Consider the following 26552-nt stretch of genomic DNA (forward strand, 5'->3'; position numbering starts at 1 on the left):
TTTTTGTTTCTGCTGCGAAACGGAGAAGTTTCTTTGAATAATTAAGCAAAGGGCTTGTTTTTTATAGCTGGATGCAGTACGATTCTTAAGGAATTATTTGGCGTAAATCAAAATCAATATAGAATAAACAATAAGAAAGGAGGAATTTGATGATTTATTTGGATAATAGTGCAACGACGATTCCAGATCCATCCGTCATCGAAAGTTTCCAAAAAACAACAGAGAAATTTTTTGCAAATCCGTCATCGATCCACCAACTTGGCGGTGCGACAGAGAAGCTTCTACATGCTGCTAAACAGCAAGCAGCATCGCTCCTGCAAGTTGAGCCAAATGAAATCATATTTACTTCAGGTGGTACGGAAGGGAATAACATTGCAATTAAAGGGATTGCGTTAGAACATCAAAATCGCGGCAAACATATTATTACAACAGCAACGGAACATCCTTCTGTTGATGAGGCTTGTCATAGTCTTGAAAGCTTAGGATTTGAAGTGACGGTTCTTCCAGTAGATGAAGAAGGACGGGTTCATGTGAATGATGTGAAAGAGGCGATTCGAAATGATACGATATTAGTTAGTGTCATGCATGTGAACAATGAACTTGGCACTATTCAACCGATTGAGGAAATTGGAAAATTATTAAGCAATTATCCGAAATTATATTTTCATGTAGATGCAGTTCAAAGTCTTGGTAAGGTTCCGCTCGATATTCAAAGGTCACGGATCGATTTATGCAGCTTTTCGGGACATAAAATCCATGGCTTAAAAGGAACCGGAATTTTATATGTCAATAAACAAACCTCGCTTTTCCCGCTATTTCACGGAGGTGGACAGGAAAATGGCCTTCGTTCTGGTACAGAGAATGTTGCTGGGGCTGTTTCGATGGGGCGTGCATTACGCTTAATAAAAGAAAAACAGCAAAACGAAACGAGTCATTTACAGCTGATGCATGATTTTTTATGGGAAAAGTTAGAAAATATGGACGGTGTTCAGATCAATAGTCCGAAAAACGGAGCCCCGCATATTCTTAACTTGTCCGTGCCACGCATCAAGCCGGAAGTGATGATTCATATGCTCGGGAAGAAGGGGATTTATATCTCTACGAAGTCCGCTTGTTCTTCAAAAGAGAAAGATGAGAGCAAAGTCCTCGCTGCCTGTGGATTACCAAGGGAGATCGCAGTTTCTGGATTAAGAATTAGCTTGTCTTATAACAATACACAAGAAGAAATGGAACGTTTTGTCGTTTCATTAGAAGAGGCAATACATGAATTTAAGGAAGTTTTGAGGTAGATAACCATGCAATATGATCATATATTAATACGTTACGGAGAAATGGCATTAAAAGGAAAGAACATTCGGAGCTTTATCCAAGCCCTCCAGGAAAACCTTCAAGTTAAACTAAAAGATTTCCAAAATGCAAAAGTAAAGCGAACGCAAGGCAGAATGTTCGTGCTCTTAAACGGACATGAGCCAGAACCGATTATCGAGATTTGCAGAAAAGTATTTGGAATTCATAGTCTATCCCTTGCATTTAAAGTGGAAAATGATATTGAAAAAATAAAGGAAGCGACACTGGAAGCATTGAAAAAAGCAAATGCTCGGACATTTAAAGTGGCAGCAAAACGAGTGGATAAAAATTTCCCTTATGGTTCACAAGAAATGAACCAGATACTAGGAGAACATCTCTTAGTGAATACGGAAGACTATACCGTTGACGTTCATGAACCGGATGTAGAAATAAAGGTGGAAGTGCGTCTTGAGGCAACATATATTACATCGGAAAATATTTCGGGAGCTGGTGGATTGCCTGTCGGAACTGCTGGTAAATCTCTTTTGCTGCTTTCTGGTGGGATTGATAGTCCAGTTGCAGGGTATCTCGCCATGAAGCGTGGTGTTCAGCTCGAAGCCATCCATTTCCATTCACCGCCATATACGAGTGAACGAGCAAGACAGAAGGTGCTTGATCTTACAAAGAAATTAGTCGGTTACGGAAAGTCGATTAAAGTTCATATCGTACCATTTACGAAATTACAACAGGAAATATTCCGCGAAATCCCAGATAGCTATGCGATGACGAGCATGCGCCGAATGATGTTCAAAATAGCTGAAGCAGTCTGTAAACAAGAAAATATTCTATCTCTCACGACAGGAGAGAATCTTGGACAAGTTGCAAGTCAAACAATGGAGAGCATGCACACAATTAATGAAGTGACAAACTATCCGGTTATTCGTCCGCTGGTAGCGATGGATAAGGCAGAGGTCGTGGATATATCAAAAGAGATTGATACCTATGATATTTCTATCCTGCCATATGAAGATTGCTGTACAATTTTTGTACCGAAGTCACCAAAGACGAAACCTCGCCGTGATAAAATCAATGCGATGGAAGCACGACATGATTTCAGGCCGTCCATTGAAGAAGCAATTGCAGGAATTGAAACAATCCATGTTACCGCTAAAAGTAAAGAAACCGAGTTTGAAGATTTATTATAAGAACACATGGTACATTTAGGAAGATTACCAGGAACTGTTAAGTTTAGTTGTGTATGATATTCCTCCAAGTAACACAATCTATAGTTACCAAGGAGGTGAGCTAACATGGCTAACAATAATTCTTCAAATCAATTAGTAGTCCCTGGTGCACAACAAGCGTTAGATCAAATGAAATATGAAATTGCTCAAGAGTTTGGTGTTTCACTTGGTGCTGACACAACTTCCCGTGCGAACGGTTCAGTTGGTGGCGAGATTACAAAACGTCTCGTAACAATGGCACAGCAACAGTTTAGCGGTCAATAAACAGTATAAGTGAATAACAAAAGCCTGCAATCAGGCAAAAAACAGGACGCAGATTTACGCTGCGTCCTGTTTTTATTCAGGTTAGATGATTACAAGAATGTCCGCCTCACCCGGTCCCAGAAAGAATTATTTTTTAATTTCACCGTTTTAATGGCCGTATCATTCATCTCAACTTGAAGAGAGGAGATTTTTCTTATTGGATGTGCTTCATTATCCAGACTAATAATCGGATGGTCATTACCTGTTGGCTGAACATTCAAGGTTAGCTGCCTGTCTTTACTTAAAACAAAAGAAGAGCCTAATGTCCGATATTGATTATTATTTAACGAAGCAACTTCTGAAACCTGATAGCTTGATATGAGTGGATCGATCACTGCACCAAATGCAGATTTGCTATATCCTGTACTTCCTGTTGGAGTGGAAACGATTAGGCCATCGCCACGGAATGTTTCGAAATAAACATCATCAATTAAAACGTCAATGACAATCGTTTTAACTATTGTAGAACGGATACTTACTTCATTTAAACAATGATATTCTGTTCCGTCGTTGATTCGAGCTTTAATTACAGGAAATCTACGCACTTCCAATTCTTCATGCATCAGACTGTGAAGCATTTCATCGAAATTATCAAGGTCAAAATCACAATACAGACCTGATTCACCGTCGCGCGTAATCCCGACATAAATGGCGTCCTGTCGGAAACCGCTTTTTCTTACTGCTTGTAGAAAAGCACCATCACCGCCAATACTTACAATAATACTTGCCTTATCCGGATGGTCGACAATCGCAAAGCCGTTATCTACAGCAATCGCTCCCAACGCGTCCACTTTTGCATCTGTTTCGTCATCTTTTAAATAATGGAAAAACAATTGATTTCGCTGCACCAATGTATGCGCCTCCCGTTGAAGTTCATAATTTTATCATATCATCCCATAATCGTATAATCCAATTATATTCATAATGATGATTAAAAAAATAATAATCGAACAAGCTAAAGAATAATCACTGGAAAAAGAAAAAGGAAGCATCCTTATGGTCTGGATTATATTTTTCTCCCTGCTATTGTTTCTATTTACCCTTTTTTTAATCCTTATCACTACTTTAAAGGTAAATATTGCATTTTCTTATCGATTCGAATTGACAGTCGTTCACAAACTCGACATTTTTCTGTCCGTCATGAACATTCTCCTATGGAAAAAATCGATTGATTTACCACGTTTAGAAGGCACAACAGAGTCAGGTAAGAACCATGCCTTACCTGAAGTCGATTGGAAGAAAATCATTCCGTTTATAAAAAAGATAGAGGTAAGAGAGCTTGAATGGGAGACAGGAATTGGCACTGGGGAAGCACATATTACTGGAATGATTTCCGGTTGGTTATGGGCATGTCAAGAGCTTGCTGTAAAAGTGGTGGAACAATATTGCACGGTTCTATCTAAACCAATCGTCGCTGTCGAGTCCAATTATCAAGGGGAAGGGTTATATTCACGACTGGACTGTATCTTTCGGTTACGTATACACACGTTTTTAAAAATCTATCGGATAATCAATGATCAAAAGTAAAGGATACGGAGGGAATTGTAATGGAAGATCATCCAATTCAAGGTTTAATGACAACGGCAATGGAGAGTCTGCAGTCTTTAGTAGAGACAAATACAATCATCGGGGATTCAATTGAAACTCCTGACGGAAGTACAATCATACCTGTATCAAAAGTAGGTTTTGGTTTCGCTGCAGGAGGAAGTGAGTTTAGCCCTCAGTCAACGGAAGGAGATGCTACTTTACCTTTTGGTGGCGGAAGTGGTGGCGGGGTTTCATTAACGCCAATTGCATTTCTCGTCGTCAAAAATGACGAGGTGAAGATGGTGCGCCTTGATCAGCATACACAGCTTTATGAAAAGTTTCTCGAAATGACCCCGCAAGTTTTCGATAGAGTAGAGAAGATGATGAAAGAAAAAGGGTCTAACAAAGAAAAAAATGAAAAGGTGAAAAAGACAAATCCGCTAAATTTTGATATATAGAACGGATTTTCATTTGTGTGAGTTGCTCTTGTTATCCTCAATATGTTAACTAAAAGGGGATGAATACGGTAACACTAATTTTTCTCCCTTATTTCAAGTGAAAGATTGGACAACTGAATGAGGATTCTTCATAATAGAGACAAGAGAACTAAATTGGGAGGAAGGATAATAATGAAGCAAATTACATTCCATAATGATCCAGTCACTTTATTAGGAACTGAAGTGAAAGTTGGGGACGAGGCACCAAACTTTACTGTCCTATCAAATGATTTGAAGGAAGTTTCTTTAGATGATTATAAAGGAAAAGTCAAATTGATAAGTGTCGTGCCTTCCATTGATACCGGAGTATGCTCTGATCAGACGAAACGATTCAATGAAGAAGCGTCTAAGCTTGATAATGTCCACGTGTTAACGATTAGCATGGACTTGCCTTTCGCTCAAACGCGTTGGTGTGCAGCTGAAGGAGTTAAGAACTTGGACACATTATCCGACCATCGGGATGCTGATTTCGGTGAAAAATACGGTGTCTTGATTAAAGAGTTGCGCTTACTGACGAGGTCGATCTTCGTTGTTGATTCAAATGACAAAGTGACTTATGTAGAATATGTCGATGAAGTTTCAAGCCACCCTGACTATGACGCTGCTTTAGAAGCTGTGAAACAAGCGAAATAATCGAGATCTCTCTCTGGCGGGAGCCCGGGAGAGATTTTTCGTGGCGAAGGAAATTTTAAGATAAATGTAGTGAATAACTTATATTCTTAGCAATAGCCATGTCTGGCTCCAGCGCCCAGCAGCTATCAAACTTCACACTCCTTCAATCGATAAAGAAGACTTAGCCGTTTGGTCTTTGTGAGGCTTTGTCGCACTTATACCCTTGTAGTGAAAGTCAACATCAACTCACTGTCGTCGCCTGAGTTTCCTTTATCTCAAAAAGAAGAGTGGAAGTTCGATGTTGCTAAACGGGCGCTTGCGCCTTTGCTCTGTGAAATATATGCATGTTTGGAGGAAAGGAATGGAAAAGTCAACCGTAGAAGAACTTTTTAAATGGTTCGACGAGACAACTGAAATCATTCAAGCTCATGTGGATGAACCGTATTTAAACAGTCTTTCGGAAACAATGGACACTGTTTTTTACGAAACACCACATGAGAATTTTGATGATATTTTACGTAAAAAGTTAGACAACCAAATAGATAAATTCAAGAATATCAATCATTCCAAGCAAGATTTGAAAAAAGCAATTCAACTTGCTGCTTTAAACGGAATGAAAGGATCGGTTCAGGAACAACATGTGATGACTCCGGAATCTGTTGGTATGATTGTCGCTTATTTGGCAAATCAGTTGATGAGAAACAATAAACAGATCCGGCTTTTTGATCCGGCTGGTGGCACAGGGAATCTACTCTTTACCGTCATGGAACAGCTCGAGCAGGAGCTAAAAACTTATGCCAGTGAAGTCGACCCGACACTTATCCAGCTTGCAGTGAGCAGTGCCAATCTCCTAAAGCAGGAAATTGAATTTTTCCATCAGGACAGTCTTGCACCATTATTACTTGATCCAGTTGATTTGGTTGTAGCCGATCTTCCGGTAGGTTTTTATCCAGATGATATCCGGGCAGGGGACTATGAATTAAAAGCAGAAGAAGGACATTCCTATGCGCACCATTTATTCATTGAACAGAGCATGACCTACACAAAGGAAGCGGGGTACCTTATTTTTGTTGTGCCTGATTTTTTATTTGAGAGCGATCAGTCCGACCAATTGAACCGCTATCTGAAAGAGCATGCGCATATTGTCGGTGTCCTCCGTTTACCGGAATCAAGCTTCAAATCATCAAGGAATGTAAAAAGCATTTTAGTTCTTCAGAAAAAAGGGGTAAACACTAATAGTCCGAAGCAGCCGTTGCTGGTACAGCTGCCATCTTTAACGAGTCATAATGCGATGGCGGACATACTTGGACAAATGAATCGTTGGTTTCAAACTTATGAAAACTAAAATATTGATGGTGGAGTGATAGTATGAAAAACGTATTGGCTATTAACGCCGGAAGCTCATCTCTAAAGTTTCAATTAATTGAGATGCCTGAAGAAAAAGTATCTGCAATTGGATTAGTAGAACGAATTGGGTTAGCTGACTCGATCTTCCAAATCGAAGTAGATGGAAAAGAAGATAAGATAGTACAAGATATTCCAGATCATGAAGTAGCTGTCAAAATGCTTTTAGAAGCACTTATCAACACAGGAGTCATCCAGTCGTTTGATGAAATTGATGCAGTTGGTCACCGGGTTGTGCATGGTGGAGAACATTTCAGTGATTCCGTACGGATTACAGATGAAGTGATTGAGACAATTGAAAAAGTATCCGAATTGGCACCACTTCATAATCCAGCTAACTTAACTGGAATCCGTGCCTTCAAAGAAATTTTACCGGATGTACCGATGGTTGCTGTTTTTGATACAGCGTTCCATCAAACGATGCCAAAATCATCCTATGTATATAGCTTACCGAAGAATTATTATACAGACTACGGCATTCGTAAATATGGCTTCCATGGTACATCTCATAAATATGTATCCGAACGGGCAGCAGAATTAATCGGAGCACCGCTTGAAAGCCTAAGATTAATTACGTGCCATATTGGTAATGGAGCAAGTGTAACTGCTGTTCAAGGCGGAGAATCCATTGATACATCCATGGGCTTCACACCACTGGCAGGTGTAACAATGGGGACACGCTCAGGAGATATTGATCCGGCATTAATCCCATATATTATGGAAAAAACCGGAAAGTCAGCGGATGAAGTAATCAACGTACTGAATAAAGAAAGTGGAATGCTTGCTTTATCTGGTTTTTCCAGTGATTTACGTGATATTGAGGAACAATCTGAAACAAATGAGCGAGCAGAACTTGCACTAACCGTTTTTGCAGAGCGAATCCACAAATACCTTGGTTCTTATGCTGCGAAAATGTCAGGTGTTGACGCAATCATCTTTACAGCAGGAGTCGGCGAAAATAGTATTACAATGAGAGAGAAAATTTTAACAGGACTTGAGTTCATGGGTGTATATTGGGATCCGAAGCGGAATGATGTCCGTGGGAAAGAACAGTTCATCAACTACCCGCATTCCCCAGTAAAAGTCATTGTCATTCCGACGAATGAAGAAGTAATGATTGCTCGCGATACAATCAGATTAAGCGGTAATTAAAAAATAATGGGACAAGAGGATGTGAAAATCCTTTCGTCCCATTATTTTTTAATTCTGTTTCTAAACGGGCGCTTTTGCCTTTGAAGCAGTTATCTAATTACTAATACGTCACATTTTGCATGTCGTGTAATGCTTTCAGAAACACTTCCGATGAGGAAGCGTTCGACCGCGTTCATTCCTGTTGCCCCGCAGACGATTAAATCCGCTTTGAAATTCTCTGCAATATCACGCGGAACTTTTACTTTTGGAGAGCCGTATTCGATACATCTTACTAAATCAGTAAGCCCTTCATTTCTCGCTGTTTCAATGTAATTATCTAATAGTTCCTTCGCATATTCCTCGGCACGCTCAGAAAGTGTGCGGTCATAGGCTTCAGCTGTTGCAAAGGTGCGGGAATCGATAACATGTGCGATAACAAGGCGTGCATCATTGTTTTTTGCGATTTTGATTGCTTTCTGGAATGCCTTTTCAGCAGCTTCAGAACCATCTACAGCGATTACAATATTTTGATATTTCATAGTTATCTCTCCTCTCTACTTTAATTATATACCCTTTTTTACAACGTTACAATCAATATTTGCCAATAAAAATCACAACATTGTTACAGCCTTTTGGGCAAGCTAGCAGTAAGGAGGTGATCTTTTTGGAAAAAGAAAAGAAACATCCAAAACTATATACCGATCCAAAAGGTGTAGAAACGGTCAAGAATCAGTTGAATGAAAGCTACCAGAGTGGTGTTATTGAAAACCAACTCGAAAACAACCGCGGCATCCATCATTTCAACAATAAAAGCAGATAATTGTCATTAAAATAAAGTTGAACAGACGCGACATAAAGCCGGAGGTTATGGCGCGGTCTGTTTCAACTTTTTTCTGTCTATTTGATTATTTTAATGCTTTAAAACAATCTTTTTGATACAATTAAATAGAATGAATTATGCTTAAACAGGAGGATACGGGGAATGAGAATCGGTATACCGAAAGAAGTACTTAACAATGAAAACAGAGTCGCAATGGCACCATCCGGCGTGTATTCCTTAACGCAAGCAGGGCATCAAGTGTTTATTCAAAAAAATGCTGGTGAAGGCTCGAGCTTTGCAGACGAGGCTTATAAAGAAGTTGGAGCAGTAATTGTTGATACAGCGGAAGAAGCATGGAAACAAGATATGGTACTTAAAGTAAAAGAACCCCAAGAAGAAGAATTTAAATATTTTCATGAAGGACTTATTTTATTTACGTATTTACATTTAGCGAATGAACCTGAATTAACGAAGGCACTTGCGGAGCATAAAGTGACCGCTCTTGCTTACGAAACCGTACAATTGCCACATGGCCCGTTACCATTACTAACACCGATGAGTGAAGTTGCTGGAAGAATGGTTACGCAAGTCGGAATGCAATTCCTAGAAAAAATTAAGGGTGGAAAAGGAATTCTCCTTTCCGGTATTCCTGGAGTTGCTCGTGGGAAGGTTGCCATCATTGGCGGCGGGGTAGTTGGTACAAATGCTGCTAAAATTGCGATTGGTTTAGGTGCGAAGGTTACGATTATTGATTTAAATCCGGATCGTTTACGTCAACTCGATGATATTTTTGGGAATTCCATTACGACATTAATTTCAAATCCGCATAATATCCAAGAAGCGGTGACAGAAGCGGATCTCGTCGTTGGCTCTGTATTAATTCCTGGCGCTAAAGCCCCGGTCCTTGTGACAGAGCGGATGGTGAAACAAATGACGCCTGGCTCTGTCATGGTTGACGTTGCCATTGATCAAGGTGGAAACTTTGAAACGAGCGATCGTATTACAACACATGACGATCCAATATTTCTAAAACATGGAGTCGTTCATTATACAGTTGCAAACATGCCTGGAGCAGTTCCGCAAACGGCAACGATAGGTTTAACGAATGCGACTTCACCTTATGTTCTGCAACTTGCAAATAAAGGATACAAACAAGCTGTACTAGATAATGAAGCCCTTCTTAAAGGGGTAAATACGCTAGGCGGTTATGTCACGTATAAAGCAGTTGCCGATACACATGAGATGGAATATAAAAGTGTCCAAGATGTATTACGTAATTAAAGAAAAAGCACTGGACTCCAGTGCTTTTTCTTTAATCGATGATTTGTAAATTTTTCGGGTATGCTGTTAAGATCTCGGCGCCGTTTTTCGTCATGAACATCATGTCTTCAATGCGAACGCCGCCAGTTCCTGGAATGTAGATTCCCGGCTCAATTGTGAAGCACATACCTTCTTTTAGTTCGAGCGTATTATCACTGCTCATGGAAGGGTACTCATGGACTTCAATCCCAAGTCCGTGACCGACACGATGATTGAAGTATTTACCATATCCTTTTGATTCAATGTATTCTCGTGCAGCTTGGTCGACTTTATTTACTGGTGTGCCAAGCTGAGATGCTTCAATCGCCTTTTCATTTGCCCGGAGAACTGTCTGATAAATTTCTTCTTGTTCTGAGGTAACAGATTTAAAAGCAACAGTGCGCGTAATATCGGAGCAATAGCCGTCAAAAATAACACCAAGATCAAATAAGACTATGTCTCCTGCCGTTATTTTCTTTTGACCAGGTGTGCCGTGAGGGGAAGCTGTTTTCGCACCGGAGATGCATGTCGTTGCAAAGGACATTTCCTGGATGCCTTGCTTTTTCATTTCATATTCGATAACAGCAATAATATCTAGTTCTGTAGCTCCTTCTGCAATGGCTTCTATCCCTGTTTTTATCGCGAGATCAGCGTACTGTGCTGCTTGTTTCAAGAGTGTATATTCTTTTTTGCTTTTAATAACCCGAATATCAGCAAGTATATTTTCCAAATCAAAAAATGCAACATTCTGGAAGCTCGCTGTCAGGTTATTATAACGCTCTAATGTGAAGTGATTATGCTCAATTGCCATCGATACTGGTAATTTTTCCTGACCGCGGAGAAAGTCACTTAATAACTGCCACGGGTTTTCATGATCATGATAACTGATGATCGTATCATTCCAGCCAGCCGCTTTCGCATCTTCCACTTCCATGGCCGGAACGACGATAATTGGATCGATTGCTTCACTGACATAGACTGCGATGACCCGCTCGTGTGGTTCGGTATAATAGTTGCTCAAATAATAGAAGTTGGCTGTAGATGTTATTAAAGCACTATCAAAATTATTCCGTTTCAGTTCTTTTATTAACTCTTCAATACGTGTATTCAAGTAAATCACCTCAAGTAACATATAGTACTACTAGTATAGCACTGTGAAATATTTTTAGCATTTTATATTTTTCTTGAAACCTTTTTTGTTGTCAGCCCGTATTAATAAGCAAACAGTTCCTTAAGGATTTTTATCTAATTTGTCTATCCAAGATTAACAATATTTCAAGGAGGAGATTACATGTTTCAATTTTTCAAGCGAATGAAGACGGTAGTAAGTTCAGAATTAAATGCGATGATTGACAGGGCAGAGGATCCGGTTAAAATGCTCGATCAGTTCCTGCGTGATATGGGGGAAGATATCAGAGAAGCAGAGCAAGCCGTTGCCAAACAAATTGCAAACGAGAAGATGCTGAAGCGGAAGGTCAATGATACACAGGCATTAGTGGATCGCCGTCAGGAACAAGCGGAAAAAGCGGTTGAGGCAGGAAATGATGACTTAGCCCGCCGTGCCCTCCAAGATCGACGTGAGCATGAAGGCACATTAGCAACGCTCACAGAATCTTGGGAGAAAGCGCAAGCGGATGTAGAGTCTCTGCGTGATAAGCTCGATGAAATGAAGCGGGAATACAATGACATGCGCTTGAAAAAAGATTCTTTGAAAGCTCGCGCAGAATCTGCGAAAACAAGGACGAAAATGAACCGTACAATGTCCTCTATCAGCAGTGACGATTCTCGCCAAGGCTTTGAGCGTATGGAAGAGAAAGTATTACGTTTTGAAGCAGAAGCAGAAACGTCTGAACACCTGTCACAGGCAAGCCGGACATTAGATGATGATTTCAGAGATTTAATTACGAATGATGTAGATGACGAACTTGCAGCGCTGAAGCAGAAAATGGGTAAAGATGATAGCGAGAAAAGTGAATAAATAATGGAAAAGCACCGTTTGCTGCGGTGCTTTTCTTATGGGAAACTTGTTATCGCTTAACATTCCCTATACAGTATGTTTTAATTTTAGTATAGATAGAATTAATTCTAAAAAAGGAGAGATAGTAAATGAAAGTATCTTATCACGGTCATTCCGTCGTTAAAGTCGAAACAGGAAAACATACGATATTAATTGATCCATTTATTACAGGAAATGAAGCTTGTGATTTAGATTCAAATACAGTAGAAGCAGATGCTATTTTACTAACTCACGCGCATAATGATCATGTAGGGGACACACTTGAAATTGCTAAGCGAACAGGAGCATTCGTCGTTGCTCCGAATGAACTTGCTGTATATTTAGGATCGAAGGGAATTGAAACCCATCCCATGCATATCGGAGGGGCAAGAGAGTTTGATTTCGGTAAGGTGAAATTCACCCAAGCATTCCATGGTTCATCTTACACGGAGGATGATGGTTCTATCATTTATGGCGGGATGCCAGGGGGGATTCTCTTCACCACCGTAAACGGGAAAACAATTTATCATGTTGGAGATACCGCACTGTTTACCGATTTGAAGATGTACGGAGAAATGAATGATATTGAAGTGGCATTCATTCCAATCGGAGATAACTTTACAATGGGACCGGAAGATGCACTTATTGCAGCAGATTGGATAAATGCAAAAGTAAGTGTACCGGTCCATTACAACACATTCCCAGTGATTGAACAAGATGCTGACGCTTGGGCAAGCAAAGTGAAAACTGGCGAAGGGCGTGCGCTGAAGGTTGGAGAGTCTATCGAACTTTAAATATCTGGAAAATGGTAAACAAAAAGACTGTATAAATGCTGAGAAGGCGTTTATACAGTCTTTTATTTGTAAAATTTTTGTTAAATCGATCCATATTGACTAACTATTTTTGGTTGGTGGTGCTATAATCATAGGTATAAAGTTTCTTTTTGTTATTTAAAGGGAGTGCGTGTAGTGGAGTTATTCTTATCTTCCCTATTCTTTCTATTTGGTGCTGCTTTCGGTTCTTTTTTTAATGTAGTAGGGATTCGCTCGCCAAAGAACGAAACCTTCGTTCATAATCGGTCCCATTGTCCGAAATGTAATAAAACCTTAGCGTGGTTTGAATTAGTTCCAATTCTATCTTATCTGTTACAGCTAGGGAAATGCCGGAATTGTAAAGAAAAAATATCCATCATTTATCCTGTCGTAGAGACTTTAACTGGTGCTTTATTTGTACTTAGTTACTTAACGTTTGGGTTGAGCGCAGAACTCATAATATCGCTATTACTCGTATCGATGTTAATGATTATTTTTGTTTCGGACATCCATTATATGATCATCCAAAATAAAGTATTGCTGTTTTTCCTTCCACTATTTATTATTCTTCGTATGATCACACCACTCGAACCTTGGTGGTCACCGATTGCCGGGGCAGTTGCTGGAACCGTGCTGTTGGCATTGATTATTTTAGTGAGCCGAGGCGGTATGGGAGCTGGGGATATGAAGTTATTTGGAGTACTTGGAATTGTTTTAGGTTTTCAGAATGTGTTCCTAGCTTTCTTTTTAGCCTGCCTGATTGGAGCGATTGTTGGCATCCTGTTGATCGCTTTAAAGGTTGTAAAACGGAAACAGCCGATTCCTTTTGGTCCGTATATAGTGATTGGAGCATTGATTGCTTATTTTTACGGGAAAGAGATAGTTCAACTTTACATTAGCTTCTTCTCGTGAATAATTTTGACCTTTTTATTCTTCTATTATTGTTTCCTATCTTAATGAATTTCATAATACGTATTTAATGCTTCATCACCATATGTAGTTGGGTTGATTCGTTCCCAACTACATATGGTGATGGAAAAGCCGACTTTGGTAATTATGAAATTCATTCATCAATTAGAAACAAAAAATAATTTAAACCACAATGATTCAGATTTAAGAGTTGAAGGTGATTTGGGTGGGGGCAATAATATAGATATTAACGGTCGTTTTCCAGATGAGTGTAACTTTATAGAGGATGACAATGAACTTCCAAGTGATTTTAATTTTTCTGACCTTGAATGTGAAAAAACGATAGTTGATGTAACATACTAAAACAACATGGAATAAAGCATTTTATGTTCTTTTAAATACATAAAACTCATAAACTAATACCAACGAAAGGAGGCACACCCACCCATGAAAAACCAACAGACCCTCCGACTTCTGCTTGCAGGCTTCATGCTTTATTTTGCCTGGCCGAAAATCCCACAAGCCACTTCCACCCTTGAGATGACATTCTGGGCGATGTGGCTGTTGTTCTTTCTCGCAGTTGTTGGTTCAAACTTAGCAAGTCTTTTACAGATAATACAGCCGCCCGCAATAGAACAGTCGGTTGAAGAAAACAAAGTTCGTGACAAACATTGAGTTATTACGCCTTAAACTGTATAATTGAGTTAAGACTTTGATATAGTACAGATGAGGCGGTGTAAACAATGGCTACAAAGCATGAAATGATTTTACAACACATTTTATCGTTGGAAGTTGGCCAGAAAATCTCCGTACGTCAAATAGCGAAAGATTTGGATGTTAGTGATGGAACCGCATACCGGGCAATTAAAGAAGCGGAAAATCAAGGACTCGTAAGTACGATTGAGCGAGTTGGAACAATCCGTATTGAAAAGAAAAGAAAAGAAAATTTCGAGCGACTGACGTTTGCAGAGGTTGTTAATATAATTGATGGACAAGTTTTAGGTGGCAGGGAAGGGCTGCATAAAACACTTAATAAGTTTATAATCGGCGCGATGCAGCTGGAAGACATGATGCGTTACACCGATGCTGGTTCTTTGCTGATTATCGGGAACCGGGTGGAAGCGCATTATAGTGCTCTCGAAGCTGGAGCAGCTGTATTAATTACCGGCGGATTCGATACGGACGAGAAGAATAAGCGGCTTGCGGATGAAACGGGTTTGCCGATCATCTCAACTAGCTATGATACATTTACCGTAGCATCGATGATTAACCGGGCGATTTATGACCAGCTAATTAAGAAGGAAATTATTTTTGTTGGAGATATTGCGACACCTTTAGAGGAAACATTCTATCTAAAGACAAAGGATAAGGTAAAAGATTGGTATGAACTGAACAAATATTCAACACATACACGTTTCCCTGTTATTGATAGTAAGAAACGAGTTGTCGGCATGGTTTCTTCTAAAGATATTGTGGGTCAAGATGAGAATCTAGGGATTGACAAATTAATGAGCAGGAAACCCCATGTCGTCCAGTCCAAGACGTCTCTCGCATCTGCTTCCCATACGATGGTGTGGGAAGGGATTGAGTTATTGCCAGTAGTTGACGAGGCAAGGGCGCTCACTGGTGTCGTTTCGCGGCAAGATGTGTTAAAAGCAATGCAGCAGATTCAACGGCAGCCACAAGTCGGGGAGACGATAAGTGACATTATCAATAGTAATCTCGTCACGAGTGAAGATAACCCCCATGTATTTATTACGAGTGTTGTGCCGCAGATGACGAATCATCTCGGTACGTTAGGTCATGGTGTGTTCACTGCCTTAATTATTGAATCGAGCAGCCGGTTATTAATGCATATGAGGAAAGCGGACCTTTCGATTGAAAATATAACAGTATTTTTCACAAAACCAGTGCAGATCGAAAGTGAACTGAGCATCCATCCAACCATTCTTGAAATCGGACGTTTATACGCAAAAATTGATGTTGAGGTATACGATGAACGCACATTGATTGGAAAGGGGCTCTTAATGGCACAGCTAATCAGCCGATAAAAAAATGCACCCGTTTATTGGGTGCATTTTTCATTGCATCTATAAAATAAGTACGGTGGACTACTATAATTACTAGGACTAGCCGCGTCCGCTCTGCGCCCAACAACTATCAAACTTCACACACCTCCAATCGATAAAGAAGACTTGCCAATTGGCTTCAGCCAGAGGCTTAGTCGCACTTATACCCTTGTGGTGAAAGTCAACATAAACTCACTCTCGTCGCCTGAGTTACCTTTATCTCCCTTCCGGTAAAAAGGAGATTCGATTAAGTTCGCCCCTTCCTGGGGCAACATGGAACTACCTCCCATCCTGGGAGGCACAGTTTGTACGTTGCTAAACGGGCGCTTCCGCCTTTGTTTTTCATTCAGCTGGATGGAGTCTGCGGTATTCTTTCTTATAATGTCTTGATTCATTATATCCACGGATAATTTGCATGCCGCCTAAGAGGGCAAAGATAATTCCAATAAATATGGAAATGACACTTTCGTAAAAGAAATATTGGTTGATAGCGAAAAGAAGAATAAAAGCACCGAGGCAGAGTCGGGATCTTCCATTAAAATATTTCTGTGTTAAGATATCTTTGCTTTTCACAATTGCAACCTTATAATATACATATAACACAATAGAAATAACAATACCGATAGTGAATATAATCATTCAATCTCTCCTAAATAAACATTCTATGAAACGATCCATTGCTATTATAAGTCTATTTTAACTTGTTTTCACTTATTATGCCAGTTCGTTCTAATTGATATGAGGAAGGTTTGATGAATAAAGTGATTATATTCTACAATAAGATTGGAGCTATAGTATGGAAAAGCAAGCAATCATGAAAGAAATTAAACAGTATGGCACGATTATTATTCATCGGCACGTCAGGCCGGATCCGGATGCACTTGGTTCGCAAGCTGGACTGAAAGAAATTATCCAAGCCTCCTTCCCGGAGAAAAAAGTCTATATCGTAGGGGAGGATGACCCTGAATTTGATTATCTTGTGAAGATGGATGTTGTTTCCGATGCGACATATGAAGGGGCACTTATCATTATTTGTGACACGGCGAATACACCTCGGGTCGATGATGAAAGATACATGAAGGGCGAGAAAATCATTAAAATTGATCATCATCCAAACGTCGACATCTACGGTGACGTACAATGGGTTGATACAACGGCAAGTTCGACGAGTGAAATGATCTATGAGCTGTATGAAGCAGGGAAAGAAGAAGGTTTTATTTTGAATGATGCAGGAGCCCGCCTGCTTTATGCGGGAATTGTCGGGGATACCGGCAGGTTCCTTTTCCCGAGTACGACGAAGAAGACGTTCCAATATGCAGCTGAGCTTGTTACGTATAACTTCAACCGTTCGGAATTATATCAGAATCTTTATAGTGTGGAAACTCATATACTCCGTTTAAGAGGACATATTTTAAAGGAATTTGAAATGTTTGATTCAGGGCTCTGCGCTGTGAAATTAACGAAGGAATTACTCGAAACGTTTCAGGTTTCTCCAGATGAGACAGGGCAACTTGTACAAATTTTTGGAGACGTGAAGGGAATAAAAGCATGGGTCATTTTCGTTGAGGAAGAGGATCTGATTCGTGTTCGGCTTCGTTCGAAAGGACCAATCATTAATGAAATTGCCGCTAAATATGATGGTGGGGGACATCCGATGGCGTCAGGTGCGACCATTTATAAATGGAAGGAAGCGGACCAGGTCATTCATGATTTAAATGAAGCATGTGAAAACTATTAGACAACTTGACATTCATTACGTTTTTATCTTATGCGGCAAGAAAGGGCTTATATTTCTTATCTGCTAGAAAATAACCCAGTCTTTTTCTCGTCTGGGTTATTCACTCATCTCCGGGTAATCCTTCTGGGGAATAATCCAACAGCCGGCTGGAGTTTTATCGAATACGACATTTAGATTTTCTCTCGCTATATCCCGCTCGAGCAGGCGAATAAGTTCCGCTGATTCAGCAAAGGCATTTTCCCCATTTTTCAATTGCTCGATTTTTTGATTCAATAAGGATTTTCTAGGTATGACCATGATGTTTCTCCTCCATTCTTCTTCTATCCTATGGGCATTTAATAAATTGGTTCCGATTTTACTTGAATCCAAGAAGAACGCTTACAATCATTTTTACTCCTATATTACACAAAATATACGCACATTAAACGGGAGTTCTAGATAACTCATGAAATGTTCAATTCGCTACTTTTCCTTCAACGGCAATAATTAATTTTGAATCAATGATTAAGCGTGTAATCGAAAAGTGATACGTAACGCTATCAATCGTGAACGCTTTGTTTTCAATTGCTGAGATAAGCAGTTCTACACTGGAGGAAACATTTAAGATATCATTTCCGATGAGATGACTGACTTCTTCTTTGATTAATGTTTTGAGCTGGGAGACGAGTAAGCTGTCATTTTTCAGCACATTTGGATTTGAAATCGTAATTTCAATCGCTTCTATTGTTCTTGCGGTGTCCTGATTTTCCTGACTTTCAAGTAACGCTTTATTCTGTTGTCTGAGATCAATGATTTCTTCTCGCAGTTCATAATTCTCGGCGAGCAATTCTTCGTACATGACTCCATACATATAGATTAAGACGAAGTAGCTGACGAGGCCGCCAACGAGGATACCGATGATGAATCGCTGCCATTCCGGTCGTTTATAATAAGGAGGGAAGTGCATTTAAGACATCCCTCTCTGTGTGAGCCATTCAATAATCATAATTCCAACTTTAACTCCCCCCATTGCAGAGACGATGAGGAGCACTTGTTTTACAAGGTCAAAGGTGGAGCCATCGAGTAAGCCTCTTTCTACATTGGCGATCGCATCGAATGTTCCGCCGATTGCCGCCACAATTGCCCAAATACGCAATTTGTCCGCGATTCTTGTCATGGATGATAACGGAGCTTCCCCAGTTGCGAAGTCTCCGATACTACCGATAACGGAACCGCCAAGAATAACACCGAAAGCAATGAAAAAACAATGGATAAATGCTGCGAAAAACCGTTCCTCCATGAAGCACTTCACCCCTTTTAGCATGTCCTTTATTATTTTATGAATAGATGTTTCTGATTATGAACCCTTGTAACAATCACGGAAAAAAACACGTAACCGTATGCTTGTTCTTATATTATTGCTATAATAGAAAGTAATGAAAAGAAGGTGGGATTGTATGGCTTACATACATTTACAAGTTAGAAGCGGCTACAGTCTTATGAACAGTACAATTACCATTGATAAATTAATAAATAAAGCGAAGGAATTACAATTCCCTGCACTTGCTTTAACGGATGAGGGGGTACTGTACGGAGCCGTCTCCTTTTACCGTGCATGTATGCGTGCAGGCATTAAACCGATACTTGGTTTGATCGTACCACTCTTAGCGGATGAACAAGGAACAATTACGAATCTTACATTACTTGCGAAGGATTATACCGGATATCATCAATTGATGCGTTTAAGCACACTCCTTCAAGTGGAAGATAAAGCGGCACTTTCTACGGAAGAAATTAGAGAGCAAGCAACCGGATTAATTGGGATTATTCCGGTTCAAGATACGAAGCTTCGTTCAATGCTGGGTGATAATAACTTTCAGGATGTAAAGGATTATTTGCAATCATTTGAAGAGCTGTTTGGAAAAGAAGATTTTTATATTGGTGTCGAACAAAGTGGGAGAACTGCTTCATTATTAAAAGCTTACGCAGATACATACCCAACGAACATTACTGTCATTACAGATGTTCATTATCTCGAGGAGAAAGACGTCTATAGCTATGATTGTCTTCTTGCGATGAGAAGTGGCAGGCAGTGGAATATGCAATTATCAACTCCTGAGCTAAAAGGTAAGCATTTACGTACCGAGCAGGAAGTGGAACTTGAACTTGGGGAGCTTTTTCCTGAAGCAATCCATGAATCAGAGAAAATCGCTGCGAAATGCTCGGTTGAAATGGACTTTACAAAACGCTATCTCCCGACGTTTCCGCTCGAGGGAGTGACGGATGCACATACTTATTTAAAAGAACAATGTATGTTGAAGTTGAAAGAGAAATACGACGAACCAACGAAAGAAATTAAAGAACGCCTGGCTTACGAGTTATCTGTTATCAAGACAATGGATTTCAGTGACTATTTCCTTATAACAGCAGATATTATTGCATATGCCAAACAGAAAGGGATCGTTGTCGGCCCTGGCCGTGGTTCTTCAGCTGGTTCACTCGTCGCATATACGCTCGGGATTACGGATGTCGATCCGATAAAGTATGATTTGCTGTTTGAACGTTTCCTGAATCCGGAAAGGCAGACGATGCCAGATATTGATATTGACTTCTCCGATGAAAGACGCGATGAAGTCATTGCATATGTCAGAGGAAAATATGGTACGGGGCATGTGGCACAAATTATTACGTTTGGTACATTTGCGGCAAGGTCATTAATAAGAGAATTAATAAAGACACTTGACGTGGAACAACAAGATGCCCGATTTATTTTAAAGGAAATCGGCTCTCAGCCGTCGAATTCTATAGTAGAGATGATGAAAGGTCTTCCTGAGCTAGCAGCGTATATTAAGCAATCCACTAAATTAAAACTATTATTCCAGGTAGCGATAAGCTTGGAGGGGCTCCCGCGTCACATCTCAACCCATGCGGCCGGTGTAGTTATTAGTGAAAGGCCATTACTTGAGCATACTCCGCTTACAACAGGGGCAGGGGAGACCTATTTAACCCAGTTTGCCATGAATGACCTGGAAGCAATCGGCTTATTGAAGATGGACTTTCTTGGCTTGCGGAATTTGTCTTTGCTCGAAAGGGTCGTTCAATCTGTAAATTATGTGAGAAAGGGACCGCTTCGTTTGGAAGCAATTCCTGTTTGGGACAATCGAACGTTTCAAATCCTTCGAGAAGGCCGAACGAATGGAGTCTTCCAATTGGAATCTGAAGGGATGAAGCGGGTGCTGAGAGAATTACAGCCGACAGACTTTGAAGATATCGTTGCGGTCAATGCGCTTTACAGGCCAGGTCCAATGGATTTCATACCGACCTATATCGCAAGGAAAAATGGAGAGCAGGCTACTTCATATCCGCATCAAGACCTGAAGCCAATTTTGGAATCAACTTACGGGGTACTCGTCTATCAGGAACAGATTATGCAAATTGCCAGCCGGATTGCCGGGTTCAGTCTAGGTGAAGCAGATATTCTGCGACGAGCTGTCAGTAAGAAAAACCATGCAGCAATGGAAGAAGAGCATCAAGCCTTTATCCAAGGCTGTATGAGCAATGGTTATACGATGCAAGTGGCGGAGGAAATCTTCAGTTGGATTGTTCGTTTTTCCAATTACGGATTCCCCCGAAGTCATGCAGTTGCTTATAGTAAAATTTCGTATCAATTAAGTTATTTGAAAGCAAATTATCCTGCGAACTTTTTTGCTGAAATTTTAAGTGCCGCTCGGAATCAGCAAGATAAGATTCAACTTTACTTAAAAGAGATGAGTGAGATGGATCTGGAACTTTTGCCGCCATCGATTAATCAGAGCTTTGGTAAGTACTCGGTGGAAAAGGGGCAGATTCGCATGGGTCTTCACTCGATTAAAGGGATTAGCAGGGATGCGATCTGGGCTATTATTGAAACACGGAGGAAAGCACCGTTTAAGAATCTGTTTGACTTTTGCTTAAGGGTACCGACTGAGACTGTGAAGCGTTCGACGATTGAAAATTTGATTCTTGCCGGTGCCTTTGATGATCTATATGATAATCGCGCAAGTTTGCTTGCTTCCATTGATCAGGCGATGGAACAAGGCGAATTATTCCGCGAGTTCTATGACCAGCCGAATCTTTTCGAAAATCAGCTCAGTTTGGAAGGAAAATATGTAGAAATAGAAGACTTCACGGTAGCAAAGAAGCTTCAGGATGAGAAAGAATTACTTGGGATGTATATTTCCAGTCATCCACTTAAAAATTACCGAACTCGGCTTCGTGCAAGTGGTTACTTGCAACTTGCTGCATTAAAGCATGTTCTCCAGAAGAATGAAACGAAAATTGTTGTAATTGTGCAGGAGATTAAACAAATTCGAACGAAGCGTGGTGAACAGATGGCATTCCTTGTGATTGCAGATGAACAGGATACGTTAGACGCAGTTATCTTTCCGGATACTTATAGAGAAGTAAAGCGCTGGCTCGAGGAAGAACAGCTTATAACGATTACCGGCAGGGCAGAAGAGAGGAACGGGCGTTTACAATTTGTGGCTCAGGAGATGGAGCTTTTTAAGGAAGAAGAATTGGAACAAGCATCTGGAAAAGTTATTTTTATCAAATCGACGGAGGAGACCAATCCTGAAGCAATGGGCGTAATTGATCAAGTTGCTAAAGAGCATCCAGGAAGTGCACCAATTATTCTATATAACGAAGTACAAGACCAATCCTATAAATTAAAGGAAAATTATTTCCTTTATCCAACTCACGCAAGTTTAAACAAGTTAAGAGATTTTTTCGGAAAAGACAATGTCGTAATGAGAAAAGCATAGTCTGTTGTGATGCTTTACAGATGTTTCTCATTTGATATAATATAGAAGTTGCAGGTGGTCAGACCACTAGAGCGTACAGTCAGCCGTCTGAATATGGGAATATTTAAAGGGGAGAATATAATCATGGCAAATCTAAGAGATGAAGCATTACATATGCATAAAGTGAATCAGGGTAAGATTTCGGTTGAATCAAAAGTTCCGGTGAACGATGCAAAAGATTTAAGTCTTGCCTATTCACCAGGCGTAGCGGAGCCTTGCAAAGAAATTTACGATCGCACATCTCGCGTCTATGACTACACGATGAAGGGGAATATGGTTGCTGTTGTCAGTGATGGTTCAGCAGTTCTCGGGCTCGGCAATATTGGACCTGAAGCTTCACTTCCTGTTATGGAGGGGAAAGCAGTATTATTTAAGAGCTTCGCAGGGGTAGATGCGTTTCCGATTTGTTTAGCAACTCAAGATGTTGACCAGATTGTCAATACGGTAAAACTTCTTGAGCCGACATTCGGCGGGGTTAACTTAGAAGATATTGCGGCACCAAACTGCTTCATCATTGAAGAACGCTTGAAGGATGAAACAAATATTCCGATATTCCATGATGACCAGCATGGAACAGCAATTGTTACGGTTGCAGGCTTAATTAATTCCTTGAAGCTTGTCGATAAGAAACTTAAAGATATTAAAGTCGTATTAAGTGGGGCAGGGGCTGCAGGTATTGCAATTGCCCGGTTACTGGAGAGCTTTGGTGTACGCAATATGGTGATGACGGATTCCCGCGGGGCTATTTATGACGGCAGAAGCTATGGAATGAATGAAATTAAAGAAATGGTCGCTCAGTTTACGAACCTTGATAAGTTGGAAGGTACACTCGAGGATATGCTGGAGGATGCCGATGTATTTATTGGTGTTTCTGTTGCCGGGGCTCTGACAGAAAAGATGGTAGCAAAAATGAATAGAGATCCCATTATCTTTGCCATGGCAAACCCGGATCCGGAAATTATGCCGGACGAGGCGAAGAAGGCTGGTGCTAAAGTGATTGGAACCGGTCGTTCTGACTTCCCGAACCAAGTAAATAACGTATTGGCATTTCCAGGGATTTTCCGGGGAGCGCTTGAAGTACGTGCAACAAGAATAAATGAAGCGATGAAGGTAGCAGCAGCGGAAGCAATTGCTTCTCTAATTTCGGATGAAGATTTGAATGAGGATTATGTGATTCCTGTAGCATTTGATGCACGTGTGGCACCAATTGTAGCAAAAAGTGTTGCAAAAGCAGCAATGGAGTCTGGTGTAGCCCGTATCCAAGTCGATCCAGAAGAGGTAGCAGAGAAGACGAGAGAGCTCGCAGGAAACTACGAATGATGAGATGAAGAAGCTTAGGAAGGGATAGATGTTTAAGGTGTCAAATTCTTCGAAACCAAAAGTATATCAAGGCGTGCTCGAGGAATTACGGGCTTATATTAAAGACAATCATCTATTACCCGGTGATAAATTGCCTTCGGAACGAGAGTTAGCCGATAAATTACAGGCAGGCCGATCTTCCATCAGGGAAGCATTACGTGCGCTTGAGTTGTTAGGGCTGATTGAAACCCGTCGCGGGGAAGGAACATTTTTAAGAACCTATCAATCATTACAATCTGTGGAATTATTATCTTCATTCATTTTATTAGCAGATAGGACGAAAGATGAACTCCTTCAAGTAAAAGCGATGATTGAAAAAGAAGCGGTGAAGTTAGCATGCCCAAAATTGGACGAGACGGCACTATTAGAATTGGATGCTTCGGTTAGCAAGGAAATAACACGAGAAGAAAAGCATATGATTTTTTTCTCTTACTTATTTAAAAAAGCGAATAATCAATTATTGCTAAAAATTTGGATGATGCTTGAAGAATTTTCAAGCTCCCTTCCTGTAGCTTATTATGGTAAAACTTTTTATAACCAATTAATGGAACTATTGTCGAAAAAAGATTGTTATGCGATAGAAGCATTATTTGAACAGCAAGATCATCAATTATATGATTAATTCCGAATAGCTTACAGAAAATAACAGATTTTTCGTCGTGGTTAAGCTATAGTAGAATAGATATACTATGCACGCTGTTAGAAAGAAGGAGGTATGATCTTGCTAAAAGATATATTTGGCAAGCGCAGACGATATGCATCGATACCAAGTGAACAGGGGAAAATGGACGTTCCGGAAGGTCTCATGCAGAAATGTAAAGGATGTAGTAAAATCTTTTACACAAAAGAAGTGAAGAAATCCCAACACGTCTGTACGAACTGCGGCTACCATCATCCACTTGCCGCTTGGGAGCGGATTGATAGCCTCTTTGATGAAGATACATTTATGGAATGGGATGCGGGCATCACATCTGCAAACCCGCTAAACTTCCCGGATTATATAGAAAAACTGGAAAAAGATCAGCAGAAAACGGGTTTAAATGAAGGTGTTGTAACGGGAAAAGGTTTGATTGACAGCCAACCGACTGCCTTTGCAGTAATGGACTCGAATTTCCGGATGGGAAGTATGGGTTCAGCAATCGGTGAGAAAATTGCCCGTGCGATTGAGAATGCGAGAAAAGAAGCGATTCCGTTCATTATCTTTTCTGCTTCAGGAGGCGCAAGAATGCAGGAAGGTGTTCTTAGCCTTATGCAAATGGCGAAAACTTCAATTGCTATTAAACGATTCAGTGATGCTGGCGGATTGATAATTTCTGTTATGACCCACCCGACAACAGGAGGAGTGTCTGCAAGCTTTGCATCTATCGGCGATTATAATTTTGCGGAACCAGGTGCGTTAATCGGCTTTGCAGGTAGACGAATTATAGAGCAAACAATCAGGGAAAAACTGCCTCAAGATTTCCAAACCGCTGAGTTTCAGCTAAAGCATGGACAGTTAGATAAAGTTATTCACCGAAAAGATATGCGGAATACCCTTTCCCAGTTGCTGAAGCTGCATCAGAAGGGTGGAGAGTAAGAAATGAAGCAAGTATTAGATTTTGAAAAGCCGGTAGTCAATTTAAGGGACAAAATTGCCGAGCTGAAAAAGATTACACAAGATAGTGAAATGGATTTAACCGATGAAATTTCAACCTTGGAAGAAAGGTTAAAAGTATTGGAAGATGATATATACGGTAACTTAAAACCGTGGGAACGGGTGCAGATGGCGAGACACGGAGACCGTCCAACGACACTTGATTATATCGGGCTCCTCTTTACTGATTTCATCGAATTTCATGGTGATCGTTTATTTGGTGATGATGCTGCAATTGTTTCTGGTATTGCTTTCTATAAAGATAAGCCGGTTACCATTATCGGCCATCAGCGCGGGAAGGATACGAAGGAAAATATCCGCCGTAACTTCGGGATGCCTCATCCGGAAGGGTACCGGAAGGCATTACGTCATATGAAACAAGCTGAGAAATTTAAGCGACCAATTATTTGTTTTATCGATACGAAGGGAGCTTATCCTGGGAAAGCTGCAGAAGAACGGGGACAAAGTGAGGCAATTGCAAGAAACTTAATGGAAATGGCTGGCCTTACTGTTCCGATCGTCTGTATTGTCATCGGAGAAGGCGGTAGCGGCGGAGCGCTTGCGCTTGGAGTTGGAGACCATATTCATATGCTCGAGAATTCAACTTACTCTGTCATATCGCCTGAAGGGGCAGCAGCGCTTCTTTGGAAAGATGCAAGTTTAGCAAAACATGCGGCAGAAACGATGGGAATCACTTCCTATGATTTGAAAAAACTTCAGGTTGTTGATGAAATTATTCCGGAACCGCGAGGTGGAGCCCATCGTGACGTTGATGAACAAGCAAAATTCATCGATACAGTCCTATCTAAATCCCTTAAGACCTTAGCTACATACGATGAAGAGGAGTTATTGGAAAAAAGATGGGAAAAATATAAACAAATTGGTGACTATACAAATCGATAAGAAATGAGCGGTGCTTTGTCTTTTTAGTGACAAGCGCCGTGTTTTTTGGCAGAAAGATAAGTATAAAGCCTTACTTACTGCATAAGTGCAACGAAGTCATTCGCCGAAAAGTATTGGCGAATGCTAGTTTTCTAATCATTTCGCGGTGAAATAATTGCTATTTTACCGCTTTTTATTTATCTTTAATGT

Annotated in this window: 29 protein-coding genes; 22 read left to right on the top strand and 7 right to left on the bottom strand. The window is 40.4% G+C overall.

From position 1 onward, the window contains the following. Positions 1 to 149 precede the first annotated feature (149 nt). The 3 genes from LZD48_RS09255 to LZD48_RS09265 all read left to right on the top strand — a co-directional run bounded on the left by LZD48_RS09255 (position 150) and on the right by LZD48_RS09265 (position 2795). Entirely contained in the window at positions 150 to 1289 is a 1140-nt protein-coding gene (locus LZD48_RS09255; RefSeq protein WP_235762446.1) for a cysteine desulfurase family protein, read from the top strand. Between the two features lie 6 nt (positions 1290 to 1295). Beyond that, on the top strand, positions 1296 to 2492 hold the full coding sequence (gene thiI, locus LZD48_RS09260) for a tRNA uracil 4-sulfurtransferase ThiI (protein WP_235762447.1): 1197 nt from the start codon (positions 1296 to 1298) through the stop codon (positions 2490 to 2492). A gap of 105 nt (positions 2493 to 2597) precedes the next feature. Then, complete coding sequence (locus LZD48_RS09265) at positions 2598 to 2795, top strand: alpha/beta-type small acid-soluble spore protein (RefSeq protein ID WP_235762448.1); 198 nt, start codon at positions 2598 to 2600, stop codon at positions 2793 to 2795. A gap of 89 nt (positions 2796 to 2884) precedes the next feature. Here LZD48_RS09265 and LZD48_RS09270 read toward each other — a convergent pair whose 3' ends face one another. Next, the gene (locus LZD48_RS09270) at positions 2885 to 3685 is read right to left on the bottom strand and encodes an NAD kinase (RefSeq protein ID WP_235762449.1); all 801 of its coding nucleotides are present in this window, start codon (positions 3683 to 3685) and stop codon (positions 2885 to 2887) included. Positions 3686 to 3830: 145 nt separating this feature from the next. Between LZD48_RS09270 and LZD48_RS09275 the strand changes: the two genes are divergently transcribed. The 5 genes from LZD48_RS09275 to LZD48_RS09295 all read left to right on the top strand — a co-directional run bounded on the left by LZD48_RS09275 (position 3831) and on the right by LZD48_RS09295 (position 8026). Beyond that, a complete protein-coding gene (locus tag LZD48_RS09275; RefSeq protein ID WP_235762450.1) occupies positions 3831 to 4361 on the top strand; it encodes a DUF2953 domain-containing protein in 531 nt (176 codons plus the stop codon). A 20-nt stretch (positions 4362 to 4381) separates the two neighbouring features. Then, complete coding sequence (gene ytfJ, locus LZD48_RS09280; protein ID WP_235762451.1) at positions 4382 to 4819, top strand: GerW family sporulation protein; 438 nt, start codon at positions 4382 to 4384, stop codon at positions 4817 to 4819. Positions 4820 to 4990: 171 nt separating this feature from the next. Further along, the gene (gene tpx / locus LZD48_RS09285; protein ID WP_235762452.1) at positions 4991 to 5491 is read left to right on the top strand and encodes a thiol peroxidase; all 501 of its coding nucleotides are present in this window, start codon (positions 4991 to 4993) and stop codon (positions 5489 to 5491) included. A gap of 340 nt (positions 5492 to 5831) precedes the next feature. Then, positions 5832 to 6815 (top strand): class I SAM-dependent methyltransferase, encoded by a 984-nt coding sequence (locus LZD48_RS09290; protein WP_235762453.1) that lies wholly within the window; start codon positions 5832 to 5834, stop codon positions 6813 to 6815. 23 nt (positions 6816 to 6838) lie between these two features. Continuing rightward, complete coding sequence (locus tag LZD48_RS09295) at positions 6839 to 8026, top strand: acetate kinase (RefSeq protein ID WP_235762455.1); 1188 nt, start codon at positions 6839 to 6841, stop codon at positions 8024 to 8026. Positions 8027 to 8115: 89 nt separating this feature from the next. Here LZD48_RS09295 and LZD48_RS09300 read toward each other — a convergent pair whose 3' ends face one another. After that, on the bottom strand, positions 8116 to 8544 hold the full coding sequence (locus LZD48_RS09300) for a universal stress protein (protein ID WP_235762456.1): 429 nt from the start codon (positions 8542 to 8544) through the stop codon (positions 8116 to 8118). Between the two features lie 125 nt (positions 8545 to 8669). Here LZD48_RS09300 and LZD48_RS09305 point away from each other — a divergent pair, with 125 nt between their 5' ends. After that, on the top strand, positions 8670 to 8825 hold the full coding sequence (locus tag LZD48_RS09305) for a hypothetical protein (RefSeq protein ID WP_235762457.1): 156 nt from the start codon (positions 8670 to 8672) through the stop codon (positions 8823 to 8825). Between the two features lie 162 nt (positions 8826 to 8987). Beyond that, complete coding sequence (gene ald, locus LZD48_RS09310; protein WP_235762458.1) at positions 8988 to 10106, top strand: alanine dehydrogenase; 1119 nt, start codon at positions 8988 to 8990, stop codon at positions 10104 to 10106. 31 nt (positions 10107 to 10137) lie between these two features. Here ald and LZD48_RS09315 read toward each other — a convergent pair whose 3' ends face one another. Next, the gene (locus LZD48_RS09315; RefSeq protein WP_235762459.1) at positions 10138 to 11235 is read right to left on the bottom strand and encodes a M24 family metallopeptidase; all 1098 of its coding nucleotides are present in this window, start codon (positions 11233 to 11235) and stop codon (positions 10138 to 10140) included. A 180-nt stretch (positions 11236 to 11415) separates the two neighbouring features. On the opposite strand from LZD48_RS09315, the gene LZD48_RS09320 reads away from it, so the two are divergent. The 6 genes from LZD48_RS09320 (at position 11416) to LZD48_RS09345 (ending at position 15892) form a co-directional block, all read left to right on the top strand. Next, a complete protein-coding gene (locus LZD48_RS09320) occupies positions 11416 to 12102 on the top strand; it encodes a PspA/IM30 family protein (protein ID WP_235762460.1) in 687 nt (228 codons plus the stop codon). 128 nt (positions 12103 to 12230) lie between these two features. Next, positions 12231 to 12914 (top strand): metal-dependent hydrolase, encoded by a 684-nt coding sequence (locus LZD48_RS09325; RefSeq protein WP_235762461.1) that lies wholly within the window; start codon positions 12231 to 12233, stop codon positions 12912 to 12914. Positions 12915 to 13088: 174 nt separating this feature from the next. Beyond that, the gene (locus tag LZD48_RS09330; RefSeq protein WP_235762462.1) at positions 13089 to 13844 is read left to right on the top strand and encodes a prepilin peptidase; all 756 of its coding nucleotides are present in this window, start codon (positions 13089 to 13091) and stop codon (positions 13842 to 13844) included. Between the two features lie 144 nt (positions 13845 to 13988). Further along, positions 13989 to 14204, top strand: coding sequence for a hypothetical protein (locus tag LZD48_RS09335; RefSeq protein ID WP_235762463.1), 216 nt, complete (start codon positions 13989 to 13991; stop codon positions 14202 to 14204). A gap of 84 nt (positions 14205 to 14288) precedes the next feature. Next, positions 14289 to 14516 carry a hypothetical protein gene (locus LZD48_RS09340; protein WP_235762464.1) on the top strand — a complete coding sequence of 76 codons (228 nt, stop codon included), beginning with the start codon at positions 14289 to 14291 and terminating at the stop codon, positions 14514 to 14516. Positions 14517 to 14584: 68 nt separating this feature from the next. Beyond that, positions 14585 to 15892, top strand: a complete 1308-nt coding sequence (locus LZD48_RS09345; RefSeq protein ID WP_235762465.1) for a DRTGG domain-containing protein — start codon at positions 14585 to 14587, stop codon at positions 15890 to 15892. Positions 15893 to 16252: 360 nt separating this feature from the next. Here LZD48_RS09345 and LZD48_RS09350 read toward each other — a convergent pair whose 3' ends face one another. Beyond that, a complete protein-coding gene (locus LZD48_RS09350; protein WP_235762466.1) occupies positions 16253 to 16549 on the bottom strand; it encodes a YtpI family protein in 297 nt (98 codons plus the stop codon). A gap of 157 nt (positions 16550 to 16706) precedes the next feature. Here LZD48_RS09350 and LZD48_RS09355 point away from each other — a divergent pair, with 157 nt between their 5' ends. Continuing rightward, positions 16707 to 17648, top strand: coding sequence for a DHH family phosphoesterase (locus LZD48_RS09355; RefSeq protein WP_235762467.1), 942 nt, complete (start codon positions 16707 to 16709; stop codon positions 17646 to 17648). A 96-nt stretch (positions 17649 to 17744) separates the two neighbouring features. On the opposite strand, the gene LZD48_RS09360 is transcribed toward LZD48_RS09355, so the two are convergent. From LZD48_RS09360 to ytrH, 3 genes are all read right to left on the bottom strand, one after another. After that, positions 17745 to 17945: a YtzJ family protein gene (locus tag LZD48_RS09360; RefSeq protein ID WP_235762468.1), complete on the bottom strand. Its 201-nt coding sequence runs from the start codon at positions 17943 to 17945 to the stop codon at positions 17745 to 17747. 157 nt (positions 17946 to 18102) lie between these two features. Beyond that, a complete protein-coding gene (gene ytrI, locus LZD48_RS09365) occupies positions 18103 to 18594 on the bottom strand; it encodes a sporulation membrane protein YtrI (protein WP_235762469.1) in 492 nt (163 codons plus the stop codon). Then, positions 18595 to 18927: a sporulation membrane protein YtrH gene (gene ytrH, locus LZD48_RS09370; protein ID WP_235762470.1), complete on the bottom strand. Its 333-nt coding sequence runs from the start codon at positions 18925 to 18927 to the stop codon at positions 18595 to 18597. A gap of 157 nt (positions 18928 to 19084) precedes the next feature. On the opposite strand from ytrH, the gene dnaE reads away from it, so the two are divergent. The 5 genes from dnaE to accA all read left to right on the top strand — a co-directional run bounded on the left by dnaE (position 19085) and on the right by accA (position 26363). Continuing rightward, positions 19085 to 22429, top strand: a complete 3345-nt coding sequence (gene dnaE, locus LZD48_RS09375) for a DNA polymerase III subunit alpha (protein ID WP_235762471.1) — start codon at positions 19085 to 19087, stop codon at positions 22427 to 22429. A 123-nt stretch (positions 22430 to 22552) separates the two neighbouring features. After that, a complete protein-coding gene (ystJ, locus tag LZD48_RS09380) occupies positions 22553 to 23788 on the top strand; it encodes an NADP-dependent malic enzyme (protein WP_235762473.1) in 1236 nt (411 codons plus the stop codon). A 28-nt stretch (positions 23789 to 23816) separates the two neighbouring features. After that, positions 23817 to 24449 (top strand): FadR/GntR family transcriptional regulator, encoded by a 633-nt coding sequence (locus LZD48_RS09385; RefSeq protein WP_235762474.1) that lies wholly within the window; start codon positions 23817 to 23819, stop codon positions 24447 to 24449. A 99-nt stretch (positions 24450 to 24548) separates the two neighbouring features. Further along, positions 24549 to 25403, top strand: a complete 855-nt coding sequence (gene accD, locus LZD48_RS09390) for an acetyl-CoA carboxylase, carboxyltransferase subunit beta (protein WP_235762475.1) — start codon at positions 24549 to 24551, stop codon at positions 25401 to 25403. A 3-nt stretch (positions 25404 to 25406) separates the two neighbouring features. Continuing rightward, a complete protein-coding gene (accA, locus tag LZD48_RS09395) occupies positions 25407 to 26363 on the top strand; it encodes an acetyl-CoA carboxylase carboxyl transferase subunit alpha (protein ID WP_235762476.1) in 957 nt (318 codons plus the stop codon). The last annotated feature ends 189 nt before the right edge of the window (positions 26364 to 26552 follow it).

This window comes from Oceanobacillus alkalisoli, from assembly GCF_021556485.1.
Lineage (GTDB): Bacteria > Bacillota > Bacilli > Bacillales > Amphibacillaceae > Oceanobacillus > Oceanobacillus alkalisoli.

What these genes read in the sequence shown, in the direction of transcription:
- LZD48_RS09275 (WP_235762450.1), top strand. Translation starts at nt 3,831, where the DNA reads ATGGTCTGGATTATATTTTTCTCCCTGCTATTGTTTCTATTTACCCTT.
- LZD48_RS09290 (WP_235762453.1), top strand. Translation starts at nt 5,832, where the DNA reads ATGGAAAAGTCAACCGTAGAAGAACTTTTTAAATGGTTCGACGAGACA.
- LZD48_RS09345 (WP_235762465.1), top strand. Translation starts at nt 14,585, where the DNA reads ATGGCTACAAAGCATGAAATGATTTTACAACACATTTTATCGTTGGAA.
- LZD48_RS09265 (WP_235762448.1), top strand. Translation starts at nt 2,598, where the DNA reads ATGGCTAACAATAATTCTTCAAATCAATTAGTAGTCCCTGGTGCACAA.
- LZD48_RS09385 (WP_235762474.1), top strand. Translation starts at nt 23,817, where the DNA reads ATGTTTAAGGTGTCAAATTCTTCGAAACCAAAAGTATATCAAGGCGTG.
- tpx (WP_235762452.1), top strand. Translation starts at nt 4,991, where the DNA reads ATGAAGCAAATTACATTCCATAATGATCCAGTCACTTTATTAGGAACT.
- thiI (WP_235762447.1), top strand. Translation starts at nt 1,296, where the DNA reads ATGCAATATGATCATATATTAATACGTTACGGAGAAATGGCATTAAAA.
- LZD48_RS09350 (WP_235762466.1), bottom strand. Translation starts at nt 16,549, where the DNA reads ATGATTATATTCACTATCGGTATTGTTATTTCTATTGTGTTATATGTA.
- LZD48_RS09320 (WP_235762460.1), top strand. Translation starts at nt 11,416, where the DNA reads ATGTTTCAATTTTTCAAGCGAATGAAGACGGTAGTAAGTTCAGAATTA.
- LZD48_RS09340 (WP_235762464.1), top strand. Translation starts at nt 14,289, where the DNA reads ATGAAAAACCAACAGACCCTCCGACTTCTGCTTGCAGGCTTCATGCTT.
- LZD48_RS09300 (WP_235762456.1), bottom strand. Translation starts at nt 8,544, where the DNA reads ATGAAATATCAAAATATTGTAATCGCTGTAGATGGTTCTGAAGCTGCT.
- ystJ (WP_235762473.1), top strand. Translation starts at nt 22,553, where the DNA reads ATGGCAAATCTAAGAGATGAAGCATTACATATGCATAAAGTGAATCAG.
- ytfJ (WP_235762451.1), top strand. Translation starts at nt 4,382, where the DNA reads ATGGAAGATCATCCAATTCAAGGTTTAATGACAACGGCAATGGAGAGT.
- ald (WP_235762458.1), top strand. Translation starts at nt 8,988, where the DNA reads ATGAGAATCGGTATACCGAAAGAAGTACTTAACAATGAAAACAGAGTC.
- LZD48_RS09255 (WP_235762446.1), top strand. Translation starts at nt 150, where the DNA reads ATGATTTATTTGGATAATAGTGCAACGACGATTCCAGATCCATCCGTC.
- dnaE (WP_235762471.1), top strand. Translation starts at nt 19,085, where the DNA reads ATGGCTTACATACATTTACAAGTTAGAAGCGGCTACAGTCTTATGAAC.
- ytrI (WP_235762469.1), bottom strand. Translation starts at nt 18,594, where the DNA reads ATGCACTTCCCTCCTTATTATAAACGACCGGAATGGCAGCGATTCATC.
- LZD48_RS09360 (WP_235762468.1), bottom strand. Translation starts at nt 17,945, where the DNA reads ATGGTCATACCTAGAAAATCCTTATTGAATCAAAAAATCGAGCAATTG.
- accA (WP_235762476.1), top strand. Translation starts at nt 25,407, where the DNA reads ATGAAGCAAGTATTAGATTTTGAAAAGCCGGTAGTCAATTTAAGGGAC.
- LZD48_RS09335 (WP_235762463.1), top strand. Translation starts at nt 13,989, where the DNA reads ATGAAATTCATTCATCAATTAGAAACAAAAAATAATTTAAACCACAAT.
- ytrH (WP_235762470.1), bottom strand. Translation starts at nt 18,927, where the DNA reads ATGGAGGAACGGTTTTTCGCAGCATTTATCCATTGTTTTTTCATTGCT.
- LZD48_RS09355 (WP_235762467.1), top strand. Translation starts at nt 16,707, where the DNA reads ATGGAAAAGCAAGCAATCATGAAAGAAATTAAACAGTATGGCACGATT.
- LZD48_RS09295 (WP_235762455.1), top strand. Translation starts at nt 6,839, where the DNA reads ATGAAAAACGTATTGGCTATTAACGCCGGAAGCTCATCTCTAAAGTTT.
- LZD48_RS09325 (WP_235762461.1), top strand. Translation starts at nt 12,231, where the DNA reads ATGAAAGTATCTTATCACGGTCATTCCGTCGTTAAAGTCGAAACAGGA.